This window comes from Luteimonas sp. 100069, assembly GCF_003813845.1.
Lineage (GTDB): Bacteria > Pseudomonadota > Gammaproteobacteria > Xanthomonadales > Xanthomonadaceae > Luteimonas > Luteimonas chenhongjianii.
In genome coordinates this window covers 13,809-31,780 of sequence record NZ_RPFN01000007.1, presented here as the reverse complement: position 1 = coordinate 31,780, position 17,972 = coordinate 13,809, and the positions used below count along the sequence as shown (strand labels likewise).

Below are 17,972 nucleotides of genomic sequence, written 5' to 3'. Positions count from 1 at the left end.
GGCGCATGGGCGTGGTCGAGCCGCTCGCGCGCACCCGCCCGGCGATGCGCGTCGCAGCCGCGTGCGGGGCATGACATCGCCACGCACGGTTTCCCTGCGATACTTCGGAGCATGAGCGTTCTGCGATTCGACAATGTCAGCAAGCAGTACTCCGGCGGCCACGTGGCGCTGGCGGACGTCAGTTTCGAAGTGGCGGCCGGCGAGATGATCTTCGTCACCGGGCATTCCGGTGCGGGCAAGAGCACGCTGCTCAAACTCATCCATCTGGCCGAGCGGCCCAGCCGCGGCGCGGTGATGTTCGGCGAGCGCAACCTGCTCAAGGTCCGCGGCCGCCGGGTCGCCCTGCATCGCCGCGAGATCGGCGTGGTGTTCCAGGACCACCGCCTGCTGGCCGACCGCACGGTGTTCGACAACATCGCCCTGCCGCTGATCCTGCGCGGCATGCGTCGACCCGAGATCGGCAAGCGCGTGCGCAGCGTGCTCGAGCGTCTGGCGCTCGGCGCCCGCGAGCGCGCATTGCCCACCCAGCTGTCGGCCGGCGAGCAGCAGCGCATCGGCATCGCCCGCGCCATCGTCGGCGAACCGCGGCTGCTGGTCGCCGACGAGCCCACCGGCAACCTCGATCCCACCCTCTCGGCGGAGATCATGGCGTTGTTCGCCGAGTTGCCCGAGCGCGGTACCAGCGTGCTGATCGCCAGCCACGACCTGGGCCTGGTCAAGCGCATGAAGAAGCGCACCCTGGTCCTCGACCACGGCACGCTCGCCGACGACATCTCGCCGGAGGATCTCGCCGATGCCTGAGGCGCCCCGCAACCAGCCTGCGCGCAGCGGCAGCTCTCCGGTCGGAACCTGGTTCGACCATCATCTCTACAGCGTGCTCGCCAGCCTCGGCCGGCTTTTCAGGAAGCCGTGGTCGGCAGCGCTGACGATCGGCGTCATGGCGGTCGCGCTGGCGCTGCCGCTCGGCCTGTGGCTGGTGCTCGACAACGTCGGCCGCCTTGGCGGCAGCATCGATGCCTCGCGCGAGATCAGCGTCTTCCTCAAGCAGGATGTCGACGATGCGCGTGCACAGGCGCTGGCCGGGGAACTTCGCGGGCGCGGCGACGTCGGCAGCGTCGTGCATCGTTCGCCGGACGAGGGGCTGGCGGAACTGCGCGAGCGAGGCGAGTTCGGCGACACCATCGACGTGCTGGGGGAGAATCCGCTGCCGCACGTGTTGATCGTGACCCCCGGCGGCGACGAGATGCTGCTGGCGGGCGCCCTGCGCGCGATGCCCGAGATCGAGCTTGTCCAGCACGACGCCCAGTGGCGCGAGCGGCTCGACGGCTGGCTGCGCTTCGGTGGACGCGTGGTCTGGGTGCTCGCGGCCCTGCTCGGCATCGGCGCCCTGCTGGTGGTCGGCAATACGGTTCGGCTCGATATCCAGTCGCGACGCGAGGAACTCGGCGTGCTGCAGTTGCTCGGCGCCACCGATGGCTTCATCCGGCGGCCGTTCCTCTACTTGGGCGCCTGGTACGGGCTCGCAGCCGGCGCGGTCGCGCTGGGCCTGCTGGCGCTCGCCGGGCGCGCACTGCAGCCGCCACTTGCCGAACTCGCCGCAAGCTATGGCGCCACGTTCGCCCTGCGTGGCTTCGGGCCCCTGGGCGTACTGGCGGTGCTGGGCGGCGCGGCGTTGCTGGGCTGGCTCGGCGGCGGCATCGTCACCGGGCACTTCCTGCGCCAGACGCGACCCACCGAGACCTGATGCATGGAAGACCTCCGCCACCTCGGCGGCGACACGCCCCGGGTGATGGTCGCCGACGGCTCCCTGCTGGTGCGCCGGCTGATCGGCGACGTGCTGCGACAGTCGCTGCCCGGCGTGGAGATCCTCGACTGCGCCAGCCTCGCCGATGCGACGCAGGCCCTGGCCGCCGCGCCGGTCGATCTGGTCAGCACCGCGCTGTCGCTGCCTGACGGTGACGGCCTGCAGCTGGCCCGCAGCGTTCGCGAGTCCACCGGACAGCGCTACGTGCCGGTGATCGTGGTGTCGGCCGACGCCCAGGCGCACCTCGAAGCGCGGCGCTTCACCGACGATGTCACCGACCATTTCGACAAGGCGCTGGGCCATCGCGCCCTGGCCGAGTTCATCCGCGGCTACGTGCAGCCGGAGCCGATTCCCGATGCGCACGTGCTCTACGTCGAGGACAGCCGCACGGTGGCGCTGGCAACCCGGCGCATGCTCGAGGCCCAGCAGATGCGCGTCACCCATGTGCTCAGCGCCGAGGATGCGCTGGCGTATCTGGAGGCCTATCGCGACGGCCCGGCCGCACCCGGCGCGGACCTCGTGCTCACCGACGTCTATCTCAAGGGCGAGCTCAGCGGCCACGACCTGTTGCGCGCGGTGCGGCGTGATTTCGGCTATGGCAAGCGCCAGCTGCCGGTGCTGGTGATGACCGGCGACGGCAACCACGACAATCAGGTCGCGCTGCTGCGAGCCGGTGCCAACGACCTGGTGGTCAAGCCGGCCGAAGAACGGGTGCTGGCGACCAAGGCCCTGTTCCAGCTGCGCCTGTCGGCAATTCGGGACTGAGGGCGCGCTACCCTGTCGCGCCCCCCCGGCCGTCCAACCGAACATGTCCGACATCAGACTCGAACCGTCGTGGAAAGCACATGTCGGGGAGTGGCTGCGCCGCGACGACATGCAGGCCCTGTCGGCGTTCCTGCGCGCGCGCAGGGCCGCCGGCGCCCGGATCTTTCCGCCCGGTCCGGAGATCTTCGCCGCCTTCGATGCCACGCCGTTCGACGCGGTGAAGGTCGTGATCCTCGGCCAGGATCCCTACCACGGGGCGGGCCAGGCCCATGGCCTGTGTTTCTCGGTGCGACCGGACGTGCGGGTGCCGCCGTCGCTGGTCAACATCTACAAGGAGATCGAACGCGATCTGGGCCTGGCGCGGCCCGATCACGGCTGGCTGATGCCCTGGGCGCAGCGCGGCGTGCTGTTGCTCAACGCAGTGCTGACCGTGGAGGAGGGCAGGCCCGGCGTGCATCAGGGCAAGGGCTGGGAAGGCTTTACCGACCACGTCGTCGACGTGCTCAACCGCGAGCGCGAGGATCTGGTGTTCCTCTTGTGGGGCAGCTACGCGCAGGCCAAGGGCAAGGTCATCGACACCCATCGCCATTGCGTGCTGCGCACCACGCACCCATCGCCGTTGTCGGCGCACCGTGGTTTTCTGGGCAGCGGGCACTTCTCCAGGACCAACAACTTCCTGCGCAAGCGCGGCATCGCGCCGATCGACTGGTCGCTGCCGCGCCGCGCGGAGCTCGTCGCGTGATCCGCGCGGTCGAAGCCACGCGCTACGTCACACCGCTGCGCGAGGGCGGCTCGCTGCCGGCGGTCGTCGAAGCCGACGACGACGGCATGTACGTGATGAAATTCCGCGGCGCCGGGCAGGGGCCGAAGGCACTGGTGGCCGAGCTGATCGGCGGCGAGTTCGCCCGTCTGCTGGGTCTGCCGATGCCGGAGATCGTCTTCATCGATCTGGATCCGGACATGGCCGCCACCGAGCCCGACCCGGAAATCCAGCATCTGATCCGCGCGAGCGCAGGCTGCAACCTGGCCCTGGATTACCTGCCCGGTTCGATCAATTTCGATCCCGGGGTGGACCGGCCCGATGCCGCGCTGGCGTCGCGGATCGTCTGGTTCGATGCCTTCATCTGCAACGTGGACCGCACTGCGCGCAACACCAATCTGCTGGTCTGGCATCGACGCCTGACGCTGATCGACCACGGCGCGGCGTTGTATTTCCACCACGACTGGGACAGTGCGGCGCGCATCGCGACCGGGCCCTTCGCGCGGATCGCCGACCACGTGCTGCTGCCGTTCGCAAGCGCGCTCGACGCCGCCGATGCGGCGCTGTCCGCGCGCATCAGCGAGGCCGACATCCGCCGCATCGTCGCGCTGGTGCCCGACGAGTGGCTCGCGGGAGAGCCGCGCTTCGCCGATGCCGACGCGCACCGCGCGGCCTACGTGGAGTTCTTCTGCACGCGCCTGGCGCACCGGTCCGTCTTCGTCGGGGAGGCGCAGCGTGCGCATGCAGCGGGTCTATGACTACGCGGTGATCCGGGTCGTGCCACGGGTCGAACGCGAGGAATTCATCAACGCGGGCGTGATCGTGTCCTGCCAGGGGGCACGCACGCTCGCGGCCGCGGTGGCGCTGGATCCGTCGCGCCTGCACGCGTTGGATCCACATGCCGACATCGCCACGCTGCAGCGGCATCTCGACGCGATCGTGCGCATCTGCCGCGGCGATCCCGATGGCGGGCCGATCGCCGCGCTGCCGGCACGCGCGCGCTTCCATTGGCTCACCGCGCGGCGCAGCTCGATGATCCAGGTCTCGCCGGTGCACACCGGCCGCACCGACGATCCCGACGGGCTGTGCGCGCGCCTGATGGCGCGCATGGTGCTGCCGCCCGGGCCGGTGGGCGGCGCATAAAAAAACCCGGCAGCGTGGGGGCTGCCGGGTCGGCTACGGGCGAGGGAGGGATCGCCCGGAGTTCATTGCGCGGAGCCGGAACTCCGCAGCGCGCTCAGCGCCGGGCGGTCTTCGCGGTGCTCTTGGCGACCTTCTCGGCTTGGGCGCGGACATCGGCCGTCGAGGCCTCGACCTGGGACTTCGCGAGCTGGGCGATGGTTTCGTGCGTCTTCACCGTGTGGCCCACCACTTCCTGCGAGGCATTGACGAACCGCTCGGTGTTTTCGCGGGCGACCTGCGCGCCCTTCGGGAACAGCGCCTTCAGGCCGTCCATGTCGCGGACGTCGAGTGCTTCGTTGGCAAGGGCGAACGTGGCGTTGGCGTTCTCGGCAAAGGTCGTCAGCTGCAGGCCGATGATCTTCTGGAAGTTATCCAGCGCCAAGTGATTGATCTGGGAGGCGGCATCGGCGAACTGGCGCGACGCGGCGGTGAACTGCTCGTTGAACTGATACGACATGGCGGTTACCTGCGTGTGCCGGCACTCTGCCGGGTTGTGCGATGCAGCATAACGCGCCCATGTTGCATCGCAACATTGTTCCGACGAACGGTCCCCGCGTATTCAGTTCTATTGCGTATCAAGGGCTTGCGGCGCTTGAAACGTCATCCCGGGTGGGCTCAGGGGCCGGTATAGCGGCAGCCCGAAGTACAGGTTTCACGGATCACGATCGCGCTCAGCGCCGGCAGGGTCGGCTTGAGCCGATCCCAGATCCAGATCGCCAGCCGCTCGCTGGTCGGATTCTCGAGCCCGTCGATGTCGTTGAGATAGTGATGGTCCAGCTGGTCGTAGAGCGGCCGGAAGGCGGCTTTCAGATCGCCAAAGTCCATGATCCAGCCGGTCTCGGGGCCCGGCTCGCCGGACACGTGGACCTCGACCTGGAACGAGTGCCCATGCAGACGCGCGCACTTGTGCCCCGGCGGCACGTTGGGCAGCCGGTGCGCCGCCTCGAGGGTGAAAACCTTGAAGATGTCCATGCGGCATTCTCGGGCGTGGCCGGCGCCGGGGCAATGACAACATCGGCCTGCATGCGCGCACCGGCATCGCCGGGCTGCGGGCCATCGATCGGTCCGATCCGTCTCGCGCACGCCTCGCGGACGCTTGGCCCCACCTCCGCCGGGCCAGGCGGAGGTCCCGTTCCGCGACCGTGATCCGTTGCAGGGAGCGGGCATCGCGGGGCCAGCGCGCTGATTCGAGTCCATCCAGGCCGCGTGCCCGCGTGCCAGCGCCGGCATGCCCGCGTAGAGGGGCCGGACCGGCACTCCGACAGTGCGCGCGCCTCGTCTCCAGTACGCGCGGCCCTCGCGACGAGGCGGGGGCGCCGGCTTCGCACACGTGGCCGGTCGGGGGCCACGCATAGAATGCGGGCATGCAACGACGTGCGCGCTTCCGCTGGGCCTGGTGGTTGCTGGCCTATGCCAGCCTGGGCCTGGCGATTGCGGGCGTGTTCGTGCCCGGCCTGCCGACCACGGTCTTCGTGCTGATCGCGGCCTGGGCCGCGGCGCGCGGATCGGAACGCCTGCGGCGGCGGCTGCTCGCCGACCCGCGCTTCGGTCCGGTGATCCGCGACTGGCAGGCGCATGGCGCGGTCACCCGCCGCGCCAAATGGCTCGCGACCGGGGCGATGACCGGCTGCGGCCTGGTGCTGGTCGGACTGATGCTGTGGATCCCCGCGCACCGCTGGTGGATGACCGCGCTGCCGATCGCCTGCATGGTCGCCGTCGGGTGCTGGTTGTGGCTGCGACCGGAGCCGCCGCCGGGGTGAAGCGCTCAGCGCGCGCCGGTCTGGGCCTCGTATTGCTCGAGAAAGCCGTCGAGCGGAGAGTAGAGCAGGTCACCGGCCAGGCGCCGCGGCGGTTCGTAGGAGAAGTCGAACGAGAAAGTGCCGCTGGGCTCGATCGTCAGCAGCGTGCTCGACCAGGCGCCGCGATCGTCGCGCATGGCCTCGCGCAGCGCGACCAGCGCGTCCTTGGCCGCGCGCGAGAGGCGGAAATCCACATCCTCCAGTGGCTCGCCCGGCGCCGCGGCGATCGCCGATGTCTGCGAGCTGATGCGCTTGCCGCCTTCGGTGTCGATCTCGGCGTGCAGCCCGATGCGCTTCCACTCCCGGTTGCCCCATTCGCCGTCCATGACATCGGTGACACAGGCGGCGACTTCACGCACGACCTGTTGCTGGGCTTGCTGGATGGCGACGGCGTCGATCATGGAGGTAGGGGCCGGACAGGAGATCAGCGGATGTTATCGAAATCGAATTCCACCCATTTGCCGCCTTCCTGGCGGTAGGCCGCGATGAAGCTGTCGGGTCGGTTGCTGGTGTTGCCGGCGTCGTAGCTCGGCTCGACCCGCATCTGGATGTCCAGGTCGGGGGACTCGCGCTTGAGCGCGCGGATCTGGCCCTCGAACTGATGACCGTAGGCGCCGGTGTTGAGGTTCTTGGTGCCGTCGGCCAGCGGTTTGCCGTTGCCGGGCACGACGTTGAGACGGTTGGTCGGGCCTGCGAACGAGTCGGCGATCAGATGGAAGCCGACATCGGTGGCGTAGCCCTCGTTGCCGATCGCGCGCTGCAGCGTGGGATCGTTGCGCCCCGCTGCCTCGAGCGACACGCTGCCTTCGGCCTTGATCACGCGGCCGGCGTCGTCGGTGGTCCAGCGGTAGTTGCCGAACTCGTAGACGGTGTCGGGGCGGGCGGTGTTGGCGGCGCGGTTGAAGTCGTCCATCGACTCGAACGCCAGCACCGGGCGCCCGCCAATGCTGCGATCGGTGCGGGCATTGGCGAGGATGTCGGCAAGCGCGGCCTCGTCGGCGCCGCGCGCGGCGCTGGTGCCGCCCGCGTCGCCAGCGGCCTCCACGCGGTCGGCCACGCGCGCGGCATCGGCGGCATCCGCCACGTCCGTGGCCTTCGCGACCTTCGCGGCCTTGTCGACGCCCTTCGTGCCGACCACGGTGAGCAGCAGTTCGGTCGCGCCGCGGCCGATCGCCTCGCCGTAGTTGCCGGCCTGCCAGTCGGCGACGATGGGCTGGACCACCGCGTCGACCAGGAGGCCGGGGTTGCGCGCGATGGTCGAGGCGACCTCGGCGGCCGCCTCCATGCGGTGCCCGCCGCGTACGGCCGACGGCAGCCAGTCCGGCGTGGCCACCGTCTCCCCGCTGACGTGTTCGTAGAGTCCGGTGACGCCATCCACCGCCCAACCGGCAGGGCCGAGGTCGTAACCGGCCTTCAGCGCGTTGCCGCCGAGGGCGAGGGCGCCTTCGCCGGTTTCCCAGAGCACCTCTCCCGCGCCCTTGAAGACACCGCCAACCTGCGAGGCGGCGTTGCCCAGTCCATCGAGAATGCCCATCCTTCGGTCCTGTCGGCGCGGTGCGGAAAGTCTGGGAGTGGCGGCCGGGGCGGACAATCTGGGGTCGACCCTTGGTCGGCCGTGATCGTTCGGCATCTGCGGGAGCCGATGGTGTTGCCCGCATCCCGACGCGGCTACACTTCCGCGCATGCACATCCGCCTCCTGCCGCTCCTCGCCGCCACCATGTTGTTGTCCGCCTGCGGCAACAAGGCCGATCTCCTGCAGCCGCGGGAGGTGCCGCCGGAAGACCGCGGGCGCTACATCTTCAAGTCGTCGATTCCGACCCGCGAACAGCTCGAAGCCGAGGATGCCGCGGCCTGGGACGAGGACGATGCCGCGACGACGGACCAGGTCGAAGAAGTCGAGGTCGAGGTCGACCGGGGCGCCGAGGTCGAAGAGGTGGAGGAGGTTGACGTCGAAGAGGTCACGACCCCGCCGGCGGTGCCGGTGATCCTCGACGTGCCACCGGCCACGGGCACGCCGTGAGTCCGCGCGCGCCGCGCGCCTGCTTTCCGCGGTCGGCGCGCTGATGTCCCGTCGGGCAGCACCGTTGCGCTTCAGCAAGATGCACGGCGCCGGCAACGACTTCGTCGTGCTGGACCTGCGCGGCGACGTGGCGCCTCCGGATGCCGCGCTGTGCCGGGCACTCGCCGATCGGCACACCGGCGTCGGCTGCGACCAGATCCTGACCATCGAGTCCCCGCGCGCGGCCGGTGCACTGGCGCGTTATCGCATCTGGAACGCCGATGGCTCGTCCTCGCAGCAATGCGGCAATGGCGCGCGCTGCGTGGCCGCGTGGCTGGTGCGCGATGGCGCGGCTACGGACGATTTCGTGCTCGAAAGCCCGGCCGGCCTGCACGGCGTCACCCGCGCCGGTGACGGTTACCGCGTCGCGATGGGCGTGCCGGAGTTCGCGCCGTCGCGCATTCCGATGGCCGGTGTCGATGCGCCACTGTCGCTGTATACGCTGCCGGTCGATGGCGTCGGCACGCTCGCGTTCGGCGCGGCGTCGATGGGCAATCCGCACGCGGTGATCGAGGTCGACGACATCGATACTGCCGAGGTCGAGCGGATCGGCCGCGCCCTGCAGGCCTCGTCCTGGTTTCCAGAATCGGTCAACGTCGGCTTCGCCCAGGTCGTCGCCGCCGACCGTATCCGCCTGCGTGTATTCGAGCGCGGCGTCGGCGAGACGCTCGCCTGTGGCAGCGGCGCCTGCGCGGCGGTGGCGGTGCTCGCGCGGCGTGGTCGCACCGGTCGCAGCGTCGCCGTATCGTTGCCCGGCGGCACACTGCATATCGACTGGCCGGACGACGACGCGACGCTGTCGATGGCCGGGCCTGCCGCATTCGTATTCGAAGGGGAATTTGCATGAGCGAGACCACCGACAAGCTCGGCGCGCACGAAGTCGCCGCCTGGCTGCGCCGCCAGCCGCGTTTCCTGCAGCAGTTTCCGGATCTCGCGTTGACCCTGGTGGTGCCGCGCGAGGATGGTCCCGCCGCGTCGCTGGCGAGCTACCAGCTCGAAGTGCTGCGCGACAAGAACCGTGAACTGTCCAAGCGCCTGCGCGACCTGTTCGCGATCTCGCAGGAGAACGAGCGTCTTGCGGTGCGGACACACCAGCTCACCCTTGCGCTGATGCGCCAGTCCGATGCCGCCTCCACCGTGCGTGCGCTTGCCGCGACGCTGGCCGAGGACTTCAACGGCGACCTGGTGCGCATCGTGCTGTTCAACCCGGTCCCCGGGCTCGAGGAGGACTGGCTGCAGATCGTCGCGCGCGACGACCGCGCGCTGCAGCCGTTCGCCGACTGCCTCAAGGACGAAGAGCCGCTGTGCGGCCGCCTGCATCCGGACAAGCAGTCGCTGCTGTACGGGCCACGCGTGGACGAGGTGCAGTCCAGCGCGCTGCTGCCGCTGGCGGGCATCGGCCTGGTGTCGGTCGGCAGCCGCGATGCCAACCGCTTCTATCCGGGCATGGGCACACTGTTCCTGCGCATGATGGGTGAGGCCTTCGCCACGGCGATGCGGCGGTTCGAGACCGCCTGACGCCTGTCTGCGGCCCAGCTCATGCATTCAGACGTCCAGGCGTTTCTGGCGCACCTGCAGGTCGAACGGCGGGTGTCGGTGCATACGCTCGACGCCTACCGCCGCGACCTCGGTGCCCTCGTGGACTGGGCCGCCGCGCATGCACGCGACGATCTGCGCGCATTGCAGGGCGAGGACATCCGCAGCTTCGTGGCCGCCGGTCATCGTGGCGGCCTGTCGCCGAAAAGCCTGCAGCGGCGACTCTCGGCCTGTCGCAGTTTCTACCACTGGCTGCTCCGGCATGGGCACGTCACCGCCAATCCCGCGACCGGCGTGCGTGGACCCAAGGCCCCGCGCAAGCTGCCGCAGGTGCTCGACGTCGACGAGGCGGCGCAACTGGTCGAGGTGCCGGTCGATGCGCCGCTGGGCCTGCGCGATCGCGCGCTGCTGGAACTGTTCTATTCGTCGGGTCTGCGCCTGTCGGAACTGGTCGGCCTGCGCTGGCGCGATCTGGATTTCGACGGCGGCCTGGTGACCGTGCTCGGCAAGGGCAGCCGCCAGCGCAGCGTGCCGGTCGGCAGCCATGCGCTGCGCGCCCTTGCGGAGTGGCGCCGCGAAAGTAATGGCACTTCCGAGGGGCCGGTGTTTCCCGGCCGTGGCGGCGGGCCGATCACCGCGCGCGCGGTGCAGCTGCGCCTGCGCGTGCTGGCGCAGCGCCAGGGCATGTTCAAGCGCGTGCATCCGCACCTGCTGCGGCACTCGTTCGCCAGCCACGTGCTCGAATCCTCCGGCGATCTGCGCGGCGTGCAGGAACTGCTGGGCCACGCCGACATCGCCACCACGCAGATCTACACGCATCTCGATTTCCAGCATCTGTCCAAGGTCTACGACGCCGCGCATCCACGCGCGCGGCGCAAGTCCTGAAGCGCAACCGGAGCTGCCCATGAACCTGCGCATCGTCATCGGCCTGGCCGTGTCGGTTTCCCTGCAGATGCTGCTCGGCCTGCTGGCCGCCTCGCTGTTTCCGCCGATGCCCTCCGGCGTGGCACCGGTGTCGACCGCGGTGCAGGCCGGCCTGATCGCATTGCTGGCCTCGACCGGTGGCGCCTTCGCGGCGCGGCAGCCGTTCATGCGCGCGGCGCTGGTGCTGTGGGCGGTGGGCTGGGTGTCGAGCGTGCTCGTCGTGCAGCGCCTCGGCGGCGGGCAGTTCACGTTCGCGGATGCGGCGGTTGTGAACGCGATGGCGATCGTCGTCTCCGGCATCGCCACGGTGCTGGGCGTGCGCGCCGGACGCCGGCTGGACCGCCACGTACGCGGGCCTGCGGCCGACGCGACGCAATGACGCAGCGCCGGATGCCTTGATCCGGGCGGTCGCGGCCCCATCCAGTGGATTCGATCCACGGAGGCCGCATGGACCCCAGCCAGAATCCCAACGTTTTCCACGCCACGACGATCGTGTCGATCCGCAAGGGCGGCAAGGTGGTCGTCGCCGGCGACGGCCAGGTCACGCTCGGCCACACCATCATGAAGGGCAACGCGCGCAAGGTGCGGCGCCTGGGCGAAGGCGGCAAGGTGCTCGCCGGGTTCGCCGGTGCGGCGGCCGACGCGTTCACCCTGTTCGAACTCTTCGAAGGCAAGTTGCAGCAGCATGGCGGCCAGCTGGTGCGCGCCGCGGTGGAGCTGGTCAAGGACTGGCGCACCGATCGTCGCTACGGAAAGCTCGAGGCGCTGCTCGCCGTCGCCGATGCCGAGACCTCGCTGATCATCAGCGGCAACGGCGACATCATCGAGCCCGACGACGGCATCATCGCGATCGGATCGGGCGGCTCCTACGCCCTGTCGGCGGCGCGCGCGCTGCTCGCGCATACCGATCTCGACGCCCGCACGGTGGCGACCGAGGCGCTCAACATCGCCGGCGATATCTGCATCTACACCAACCGCAACGTGGTGGTCGAAGAGCTGTGACCGACCTGCGGCGGCGCGTGGCGGCCTCTCGGGTCGAACGCGCCTGCCGGTCGCACGCACCCGCCCACGCTTCTACGGACACCCGATTCCCATGACCAACGTCAATTCCTCGACCATGACCCCGCGCGAGATCGTGCAGGAGCTCGACCGCCATATCGTCGGCCAGAACGCGGCCAAGCGCGCGGTCGCGATCGCGCTGCGCAACCGCTGGCGCCGCGCGCAGCTCGACGACGATCTGCGCAATGAAGTCATGCCCAAGAACATCCTGATGATCGGTCCGACCGGCGTCGGCAAGACCGAGATCGCACGCCGTCTGGCGACGCTCGCCAACGCGCCGTTCGTCAAGGTCGAGGCCACTCGCTTCACAGAAGTCGGCTATGTCGGCAAGGATGTCGAGCAGATCATCCGCGACCTCGCCGACACCGCGGTCAAGCTCTACCGCGAGCAGGCCAAGGTGCGCGTGCGCACGCAGGCCGAGGACCGCGCCGAGGACCGCATCCTCGATGCGCTGCTGCCCAGGCGCGAAACCCCGCAGCCGGGCTTCGGCTTCGGCGCGCAGACCGCAACGGTCGACATCGGCGCGGAGCCGTCGTCGAAGGAGTCTGAGACGCGGCAGAAGCTGCGCCGCCAGTTGCGCGCAGGCGAACTCGACGAGCGCGAGATCGAACTCGAACTCAGCGCCGGGCAGGGCATGGACATCCTGACCCCACCGGGCATGGAAGAAATGGGGCAGCAGCTGCGGCAGATGTTCGCCAATCTCGGCGGCGGCAAGACCCACAAGCGCAAGCTCGCGATCCGTGCCGCGCGGCCGCAACTCATCGACGAGGAAGCCGCCAAGCTGGTCAACGAGGACGAGGTGCGCGAGGCCGCGATCGAGGCCTGCGAACAGCACGGAATCGTCTTCATCGACGAGATCGACAAGGTCGCCAAGCGCAGCGAGGGCGGCGCGAGCGGCGCCGATGTCAGCCGCGAGGGCGTGCAGCGCGACCTGCTTCCGCTGGTCGAAGGCAGCACGGTCAGCACCAAGTACGGCTCGGTGAAGACCGACCACATCCTCTTCATCGCCTCGGGCGCGTTCCACCTCGCCAAGCCAAGCGACCTGATTCCCGAAATGCAGGGCCGCTTCCCGATCCGGGTGGAACTGACCGCGCTGACCAAGGACGATTTCGTCCGCATCCTCACCGAGCCCAAGGCCGCGCTGACCACCCAGTACGTGCAGCTGCTCAAGACCGAAGGTGTCAGCCTGACCTTCGCGCCCGATGCGGTGGAGCGGCTCGCCGAGATCGCCGCGCACGTCAACGAGCGCCAGGAGAACATCGGTGCGCGGCGCCTGCACACGGTGCTCGAGCGCCTGCTCGATTCGCTGAGTTTCGAGGCGCCGGACAAGGGCGGCACCGTGGTCATCGATCGCGCGTATGTCGAAGCGCAGCTGGGCGATCTGGTGCAGGACCAGGATCTCAGCCGCTACATTCTCTGACCGCACAGCGTTCACCACGGTCGACCATCGGGCCCGCATCATTGCGGGCCCTTTTTCTTGTGGTCGCGCCGCGATGTCGAGCCCTGCACCGAAGCTTCTCGCCGCCAGTGCCTTGCTGGCATCGATGGTTGCCTGCACGCCACGCGATGCGGCAGTGCCGGATGCATCGGCGACTGCGGCGCGACCCGACACCGCCCCGGCGCCCGCCGCGCAGTCGTCCGATGTGCGGGCAGTCCCTGCGGGAACGACGGCCGAGCCGGTCTACCGGACGTTCCGCGATGTCGTCGTGGCCTGCGACAACGTCCGTCGCTGCGCAGCCATCGGCGTTGGCGACGGCGCGTCCGGGCTGGTGCTGTCGCTACGCCGCGATGCGGGCGCGGACGGTGAGCAGGCGCTGGTGCTGCAAGCACCTGGAGGCACGGTCGACACCTCGGGCATGACCTTGGACGGCGCGGCTGCACCGGCGATCGTCGCGTTGCCTTGGCAGCGCGACGGTCGCGAGTCGGCCATCTTGCGCATCGAGGACCCGACGGCGATCGCACGGTTCATCGATCTGGTCCGCGACGGCACGCATCTGGGCGATGGCGCGGAGCGCAGCGTGTCGCTGTCGGGCCTCAATGCGGCGCTGCTTTACATCGACGAACACCAGCAACGCCTCGACACCCCCGGTGCATGGGCGCGACGCGGCGAACGCGATGACGCGGCCGTACCTCCAGCGCCCGCGCTGCCCGTGCTGGCGAAATCCGCGGCCTCGCCTCCGGCGCTCCCGGAAGACGAAACCGGGCGCCTCATCCGCAGCGTGCGCGAGGCGCAGGCCGCCGCGTTGCATGCCGAAGAATGCGACGCCCCCGGCGGCGCGTTCGACGTGTCGCGCCAGGACGCGGCCCTCCCGCTCGATGCGACGCAGGCGCTGGTTTTCGTGACCTGCTACAGCGGTGCCTACCAGAGCGCCGCCCTTGTGTTCCGCGCCGCCCGGGACGGCACCGAGGCCACCCGCCTGATCCTGCCGGCGCCTCGGCTGTCCGGCGACTCCGAGCCTCGGGAGGATTTCAGCCTGCTGGTCGGCGCCGGCTACGATCCGCGCACCGGCACACTGTCGCAACACGCGCGCGGGCGCGGTATCGGCGACTGCGGGTACCACGCCAGATGGCAGTTCGACGGCCGGGGCTTCGCGCTCTCGCACTACGCCGAGATGACGCGATGCGGCGGCCTGGCCCCCGATGACTGGCCGGTGCTGTGGCGCGTGGCCGACCCGGCCGCCGGTATGCCTTGAGCCTGCCGGAAGTCGTTGCCACAATCGCGCGCCCTGCCTGGCGCATCTTCCATGTCCCTGTTGCTTCGACTCGTCGCGATCCTGCAGATCGCCGGTGGTTTCTACGGCCTGGCGGATGCGTTGCTGCGGCTCGCCTCCGGCCAGGGTGGCGGGGGTGCGGTGCTGGTGTTGGTGATCGGCCTGCTGCTGTCGACGTTCGCGATGATCGCCGGCGTGCTGCTGCTCGAGGGGGACGCGCTTGGCGAACGCCTGTCGCGGATTGCGCTGGCCTTGCAGATTCCGGTGATCGCCACGCCCTGGCTGAGCTATGCCTGGCATGTCGGTGCGACCGTACCGCTGCAGTTGCGGTTCGGGCGACACGTCGTCCTCGATCTCGACTGGTCGGTGCCGTCGGAAGCGCTGCGTCTGGCGGTGGCGGGCCCATCGACCCCGGTGCTCGGGGTCAACCTGCTGGCCCTGGTGCTCTGGCTGGTGCTGCGCTTCGCGCGGCGCTGAAGGCCCAGGCCGTACGCGGTGTCGGCGTGAGGGCTGCAAGGGCCAATTGGGGTATATTGGCCATCACCCTGGCGCGGAGTGGTCGCGATGACGATGTCCCTGAAGCTCGATGCCCTCGATGCGCTGCCGCGTACGCCGGCCTCCGACGTCAAGAAGCTCGGCTGGCGCGGCGTGATGAAGACCATAGCGCGTGGCGGCAAGGTCGTGGTGACGAACCACAACACCCCCGAGGCGGTGATCCTCTCGGCCGACGAGTACGACGCGATCCTGCGCGCGCTCGACGCGGCCGGTGCCTCGCAGCGCTCGGCGCTGGACACCCTGCGCGCACGCTTCGACGAGCGCCTGGCCGCCCTGGAGGCCGACGACGCCGGCGCGCGCCTGCGCGCGGTGATGGCCGGGCCGGCGCGGCTGGACGGCAAGGTCAAGGCCGGCGCGACCTGCTGAGCGTGACGCGCCCGGTCCTCTACGTGCTGGCCGGCGTCAATGGCGCCGGCAAGAGTTCGGTTGGCGGCTACCTGCTGCAGCGCGCCGGCATGGCCTGGTTCAACCCCGACACCTTCGCGCGCGAACTCGCCGCAGTCACCGGCTGCACGATGGCCGAAGCGAATGCCGAAGCCTGGCAGGAAGGCATGCGCCGGCTCGATATCGCACTGGCGGCGGGCCGCAGTCACGCGTTCGAGACCACGCTCGGCGGCAACACCGTGCCGGCGCGCATCGCGCAGGCCGCGCGTACCCACGACGTGCTGATGTGGTTCTGCGGCCTGGCCTCGCCAGAGCAGCACATCGCCCGTGTGCAGGCCCGCGTCGCCGCCGGCGGGCACGACATTCCCGAGGCCAGCATCCGCGCGCGCTGGACCCGCGCCCGCGAGAACCTCATTGCACTGATGCCGGTGCTCGCGCAGCTGCAGGTCTACGACAACAGCGTCGACGTCGCGCGTGGAGAGTCGGTGCCGGATCCGGTGCTGCTTCTGGAGATGGTCGGCGGCGCGCTGGTGGTGCCGGATGCCGATGACCTCGAGGCGCTGGCGGCCACGCCCGACTGGGCGAAACCGTTGCTCGAAGCCGCGCTCGACAGCGCGCCCTGACCTGCCGTTTCTCGCAGCTGGCAGCGGTATCCGGCGTCCGCCCATCGCCGGCTCTGCTCCCGGAAGGTGGCGCGTCCTTGCGCCGCCCGGCCTTCAGTGCAGCGGCGGCGGCTCGGCAGCCGGCTTGTCGTGCACGCCCAACCGCTCGACCAGGGTGGCGCTGGCGGCATTGAGCCCGAGGACCTCCACAGTGACGCCCCGCGCACGCAATTTCATCACCACGGTGTCCAATGCGCCGATCGCGCTGAGATCCCAGAAGTGCGCATGGCTGACATCGATCACCACGCGCTGCACCGGCTCCAGCAGGTCGAAGGCATCGCCGAAGGCATTGGCCGACGCGAAGAACACCTGGCCACGCACGACGTAGCGGCGCGTGCCGTCGGCGTCCTGCATCGTTTCGACATCGAGCAGGTGCCCGACGCGGCGCGCGAAGAACAGCGCCGACAGCAGCACGCCGGTCAGCACGCCCTTGGCCAGATCGTGGGTGGCCACGGTGACGGCGACCGTCGCCAGCATCACCACGCTCGAGCCCGCTGGATGCCGGCGCAGGTCGCGCAGCGACTGCCAGCTGAAAGTGCCGATCGAGACCATGATCATCACCGCGACCAGGGCCGCCATCGGGATGCGCGCCACCCACGCGCCGGCGAACACCACCAGCGCCAGCAGCACTGTGCCGGCCACCAGCGACGACAGGCGCCCGCGCCCGCCCGATTTCACGTTGATCACCGACTGGCCGATCATCGCGCAGCCCGCCATGCCGCCGAGGAAACCGGTGACGACATTGGCCGTGCCTTGGCCCACGCATTCGCGGTGACGGTCGCTGGCGGTATCGGTCATGTCATCGACGATGCGCGCGGTCATCAGCGACTCGAGCAGGCCGACCACGGCCAGCGTCGCCGATACCGGGAAGATGATCGCAAGCGTCTCCCAGTTCAGCGGAATCTGCGGCAGCAGGAACACCGGCAGGCTGTCGGGCAGGGCGCCCTTGTCGCCGACGGTCGGGATCACCCAGCCGAAGTACAGGGACGCGCCGGTCAGCAGCACGATCGCAACCAGTGGCGGCGGCACCGCTACGCCACGCGACCAGCGCAGCAGCACCGCGACCGCCGACAGGCCGAGGCCGAGCGCCGGCAACAGCAGGCCGTCGCCCAGGCTCGCGATCCCCAGCGCCAGCCCCACGGCCAGCGGGATCTGCCCGATGCCGGGAAACAGCCGGCGCGACAGCCATGGCAGGCCGTAGATCAAGGCCAGGCCTGCGATCACGATCGGATACACCAGGGCCGGCACGCCGATCAGCTCGGGCAGTTGGGCCATGAAGATCAGGATCGCCAGCGCGTTGACGAAACCGGTGATCACCGAGCGCGACACGAAGCGCATCAGCGTCGCGAGTTTCAATGCGCCGGCCGCGATCTGCAGCAGGCCGGTGAGGATGGTCGCCGCCAGCAGATATTGCAGGCCGTGGTCGCGCACCAGGGTGACCATCACCAGCGCCATCGCTCCGGTCGCGGCGGAGATCATCGCCGGGCGGCCGCCGACGATCGCGGTGATCACCGCGATCGAGAACGAGGCGTAGAGGCCGACGCTGGGGTCGACGCCGGCGATGATCGAAAACGCGATCGCCTCGGGAATCAGCGCCAGCGCGACGACGAGTCCGGCGAGCACGTCGCCGCGGATGTTGCCGAACCATTGCTGGCGCAGCGGAATCTTCGATTGCATGGGGAAAAGCCCTGACGGGCCGGACGCGGAACCCGCGGCCGGCGGAATGACGGTATGCACGCATAGCAGGCGGCCAGCCCGGTCGGGCGGCGCG

Annotated in this window: 23 protein-coding genes; 18 read left to right on the top strand and 5 right to left on the bottom strand. The window is 69.7% G+C overall.

Annotated features, from left to right (window positions below; all coding sequences use genetic code 11):
• Nucleotides 1-111: 111 nt before the first annotated feature.
• Genes ftsE through EGK76_RS13820 form a run of 6 tightly spaced genes read left to right on the top strand, consistent with a single transcriptional unit; the run spans nucleotide 112 to nucleotide 4,472 of the window.
• Entirely contained in the window at nucleotides 112-801 is a 690-nt protein-coding gene (ftsE, locus tag EGK76_RS13845) for a cell division ATP-binding protein FtsE (RefSeq protein WP_096300281.1), read from the top strand.
• Nucleotides 794-1,744: a permease-like cell division protein FtsX gene (gene ftsX, locus EGK76_RS13840; protein WP_123833000.1), complete on the top strand. Its 951-nt coding sequence runs from the start codon at nucleotides 794-796 to the stop codon at nucleotides 1,742-1,744. The genes ftsE and ftsX overlap by 8 nt, the downstream gene beginning before the upstream one ends.
• Before the next feature lie 3 nt (nucleotides 1,745-1,747).
• A complete protein-coding gene (locus EGK76_RS13835) occupies nucleotides 1,748-2,569 on the top strand; it encodes a response regulator (RefSeq protein WP_123832999.1) in 822 nt (273 codons plus the stop codon).
• Nucleotides 2,570-2,612: 43 nt separating this feature from the next.
• On the top strand, nucleotides 2,613-3,311 hold the full coding sequence (ung, locus tag EGK76_RS13830) for a uracil-DNA glycosylase (RefSeq protein WP_123832998.1): 699 nt from the start codon (nucleotides 2,613-2,615) through the stop codon (nucleotides 3,309-3,311).
• Nucleotides 3,311-4,087, top strand: coding sequence for a HipA family kinase (locus EGK76_RS13825; RefSeq protein ID WP_096300283.1), 777 nt, complete (start codon nucleotides 3,311-3,313; stop codon nucleotides 4,085-4,087). The genes ung and EGK76_RS13825 overlap by 1 nt, the downstream gene beginning before the upstream one ends.
• Complete coding sequence (locus tag EGK76_RS13820; protein ID WP_096297089.1) at nucleotides 4,071-4,472, top strand: DUF3037 domain-containing protein; 402 nt, start codon at nucleotides 4,071-4,073, stop codon at nucleotides 4,470-4,472. The genes EGK76_RS13825 and EGK76_RS13820 overlap by 17 nt, the downstream gene beginning before the upstream one ends.
• A 94-nt stretch (nucleotides 4,473-4,566) precedes the next feature.
• Here the strand turns inward: EGK76_RS13820 and EGK76_RS13815 are convergent, their stop codons facing one another.
• Together EGK76_RS13815 and queD are read right to left on the bottom strand one after the other, a co-directional pair.
• Entirely contained in the window at nucleotides 4,567-4,968 is a 402-nt protein-coding gene (locus EGK76_RS13815) for a phasin family protein (RefSeq protein WP_123832997.1), read from the bottom strand.
• Nucleotides 4,969-5,126: 158 nt separating this feature from the next.
• Nucleotides 5,127-5,483, bottom strand: a complete 357-nt coding sequence (gene queD, locus EGK76_RS13810; RefSeq protein WP_123832996.1) for a 6-carboxytetrahydropterin synthase QueD — start codon at nucleotides 5,481-5,483, stop codon at nucleotides 5,127-5,129.
• A 392-nt stretch (nucleotides 5,484-5,875) separates the two neighbouring features.
• Here queD and EGK76_RS13805 point away from each other — a divergent pair, with 392 nt between their 5' ends.
• On the top strand, nucleotides 5,876-6,271 hold the full coding sequence (locus EGK76_RS13805) for a YbaN family protein (RefSeq protein ID WP_123832995.1): 396 nt from the start codon (nucleotides 5,876-5,878) through the stop codon (nucleotides 6,269-6,271).
• 5 nt (nucleotides 6,272-6,276) lie between these two features.
• On the opposite strand, the gene EGK76_RS13800 is transcribed toward EGK76_RS13805, so the two are convergent.
• Together EGK76_RS13800 and EGK76_RS13795 are read right to left on the bottom strand one after the other, a co-directional pair.
• Nucleotides 6,277-6,711 carry a hypothetical protein gene (locus tag EGK76_RS13800; protein ID WP_096297093.1) on the bottom strand — a complete coding sequence of 145 codons (435 nt, stop codon included), beginning with the start codon at nucleotides 6,709-6,711 and terminating at the stop codon, nucleotides 6,277-6,279.
• Between the two features lie 23 nt (nucleotides 6,712-6,734).
• On the bottom strand, nucleotides 6,735-7,844 hold the full coding sequence (locus tag EGK76_RS13795) for a DNA/RNA non-specific endonuclease (protein ID WP_123832994.1): 1,110 nt from the start codon (nucleotides 7,842-7,844) through the stop codon (nucleotides 6,735-6,737).
• Nucleotides 7,845-7,992: 148 nt separating this feature from the next.
• Here EGK76_RS13795 and EGK76_RS13790 point away from each other — a divergent pair, with 148 nt between their 5' ends.
• The 11 genes from EGK76_RS13790 to EGK76_RS13740 all read left to right on the top strand — a co-directional run bounded on the left by EGK76_RS13790 (nucleotide 7,993) and on the right by EGK76_RS13740 (nucleotide 16,162).
• Nucleotides 7,993-8,331, top strand: a complete 339-nt coding sequence (locus EGK76_RS13790; protein WP_123832993.1) for a hypothetical protein — start codon at nucleotides 7,993-7,995, stop codon at nucleotides 8,329-8,331.
• Nucleotides 8,332-8,374: 43 nt separating this feature from the next.
• Nucleotides 8,375-9,217 carry a diaminopimelate epimerase gene (gene dapF / locus EGK76_RS13785; RefSeq protein ID WP_123832992.1) on the top strand — a complete coding sequence of 281 codons (843 nt, stop codon included), beginning with the start codon at nucleotides 8,375-8,377 and terminating at the stop codon, nucleotides 9,215-9,217.
• The gene (locus tag EGK76_RS13780; RefSeq protein ID WP_096297097.1) at nucleotides 9,214-9,888 is read left to right on the top strand and encodes a DUF484 family protein; all 675 of its coding nucleotides are present in this window, start codon (nucleotides 9,214-9,216) and stop codon (nucleotides 9,886-9,888) included. The genes dapF and EGK76_RS13780 overlap by 4 nt, the downstream gene beginning before the upstream one ends.
• A 21-nt stretch (nucleotides 9,889-9,909) precedes the next feature.
• A complete protein-coding gene (xerC, locus tag EGK76_RS13775; protein ID WP_123832991.1) occupies nucleotides 9,910-10,791 on the top strand; it encodes a tyrosine recombinase XerC in 882 nt (293 codons plus the stop codon).
• A gap of 19 nt (nucleotides 10,792-10,810) precedes the next feature.
• Nucleotides 10,811-11,209, top strand: coding sequence for a hypothetical protein (locus EGK76_RS13770; protein WP_096297099.1), 399 nt, complete (start codon nucleotides 10,811-10,813; stop codon nucleotides 11,207-11,209).
• 68 nt (nucleotides 11,210-11,277) lie between these two features.
• Nucleotides 11,278-11,832: an ATP-dependent protease subunit HslV gene (gene hslV / locus EGK76_RS13765; RefSeq protein ID WP_096297100.1), complete on the top strand. Its 555-nt coding sequence runs from the start codon at nucleotides 11,278-11,280 to the stop codon at nucleotides 11,830-11,832.
• A gap of 91 nt (nucleotides 11,833-11,923) precedes the next feature.
• On the top strand, nucleotides 11,924-13,309 hold the full coding sequence (gene hslU, locus EGK76_RS13760) for an ATP-dependent protease ATPase subunit HslU (RefSeq protein WP_096297101.1): 1,386 nt from the start codon (nucleotides 11,924-11,926) through the stop codon (nucleotides 13,307-13,309).
• A gap of 73 nt (nucleotides 13,310-13,382) precedes the next feature.
• On the top strand, nucleotides 13,383-14,582 hold the full coding sequence (locus tag EGK76_RS13755; RefSeq protein ID WP_158613505.1) for a DUF1176 domain-containing protein: 1,200 nt from the start codon (nucleotides 13,383-13,385) through the stop codon (nucleotides 14,580-14,582).
• Between the two features lie 51 nt (nucleotides 14,583-14,633).
• Nucleotides 14,634-15,077: a hypothetical protein gene (locus tag EGK76_RS13750; protein ID WP_123832989.1), complete on the top strand. Its 444-nt coding sequence runs from the start codon at nucleotides 14,634-14,636 to the stop codon at nucleotides 15,075-15,077.
• Nucleotides 15,078-15,164: 87 nt separating this feature from the next.
• Nucleotides 15,165-15,521, top strand: coding sequence for a type II toxin-antitoxin system prevent-host-death family antitoxin (locus EGK76_RS13745; protein ID WP_123832988.1), 357 nt, complete (start codon nucleotides 15,165-15,167; stop codon nucleotides 15,519-15,521).
• Nucleotides 15,522-15,523: 2 nt separating this feature from the next.
• Complete coding sequence (locus EGK76_RS13740; RefSeq protein WP_199730918.1) at nucleotides 15,524-16,162, top strand: AAA family ATPase; 639 nt, start codon at nucleotides 15,524-15,526, stop codon at nucleotides 16,160-16,162.
• A gap of 93 nt (nucleotides 16,163-16,255) precedes the next feature.
• On the opposite strand, the gene EGK76_RS13735 is transcribed toward EGK76_RS13740, so the two are convergent.
• The gene (locus tag EGK76_RS13735) at nucleotides 16,256-17,878 is read right to left on the bottom strand and encodes a SulP family inorganic anion transporter (RefSeq protein ID WP_123832987.1); all 1,623 of its coding nucleotides are present in this window, start codon (nucleotides 17,876-17,878) and stop codon (nucleotides 16,256-16,258) included.
• Nucleotides 17,879-17,972 lie beyond the last annotated feature (94 nt).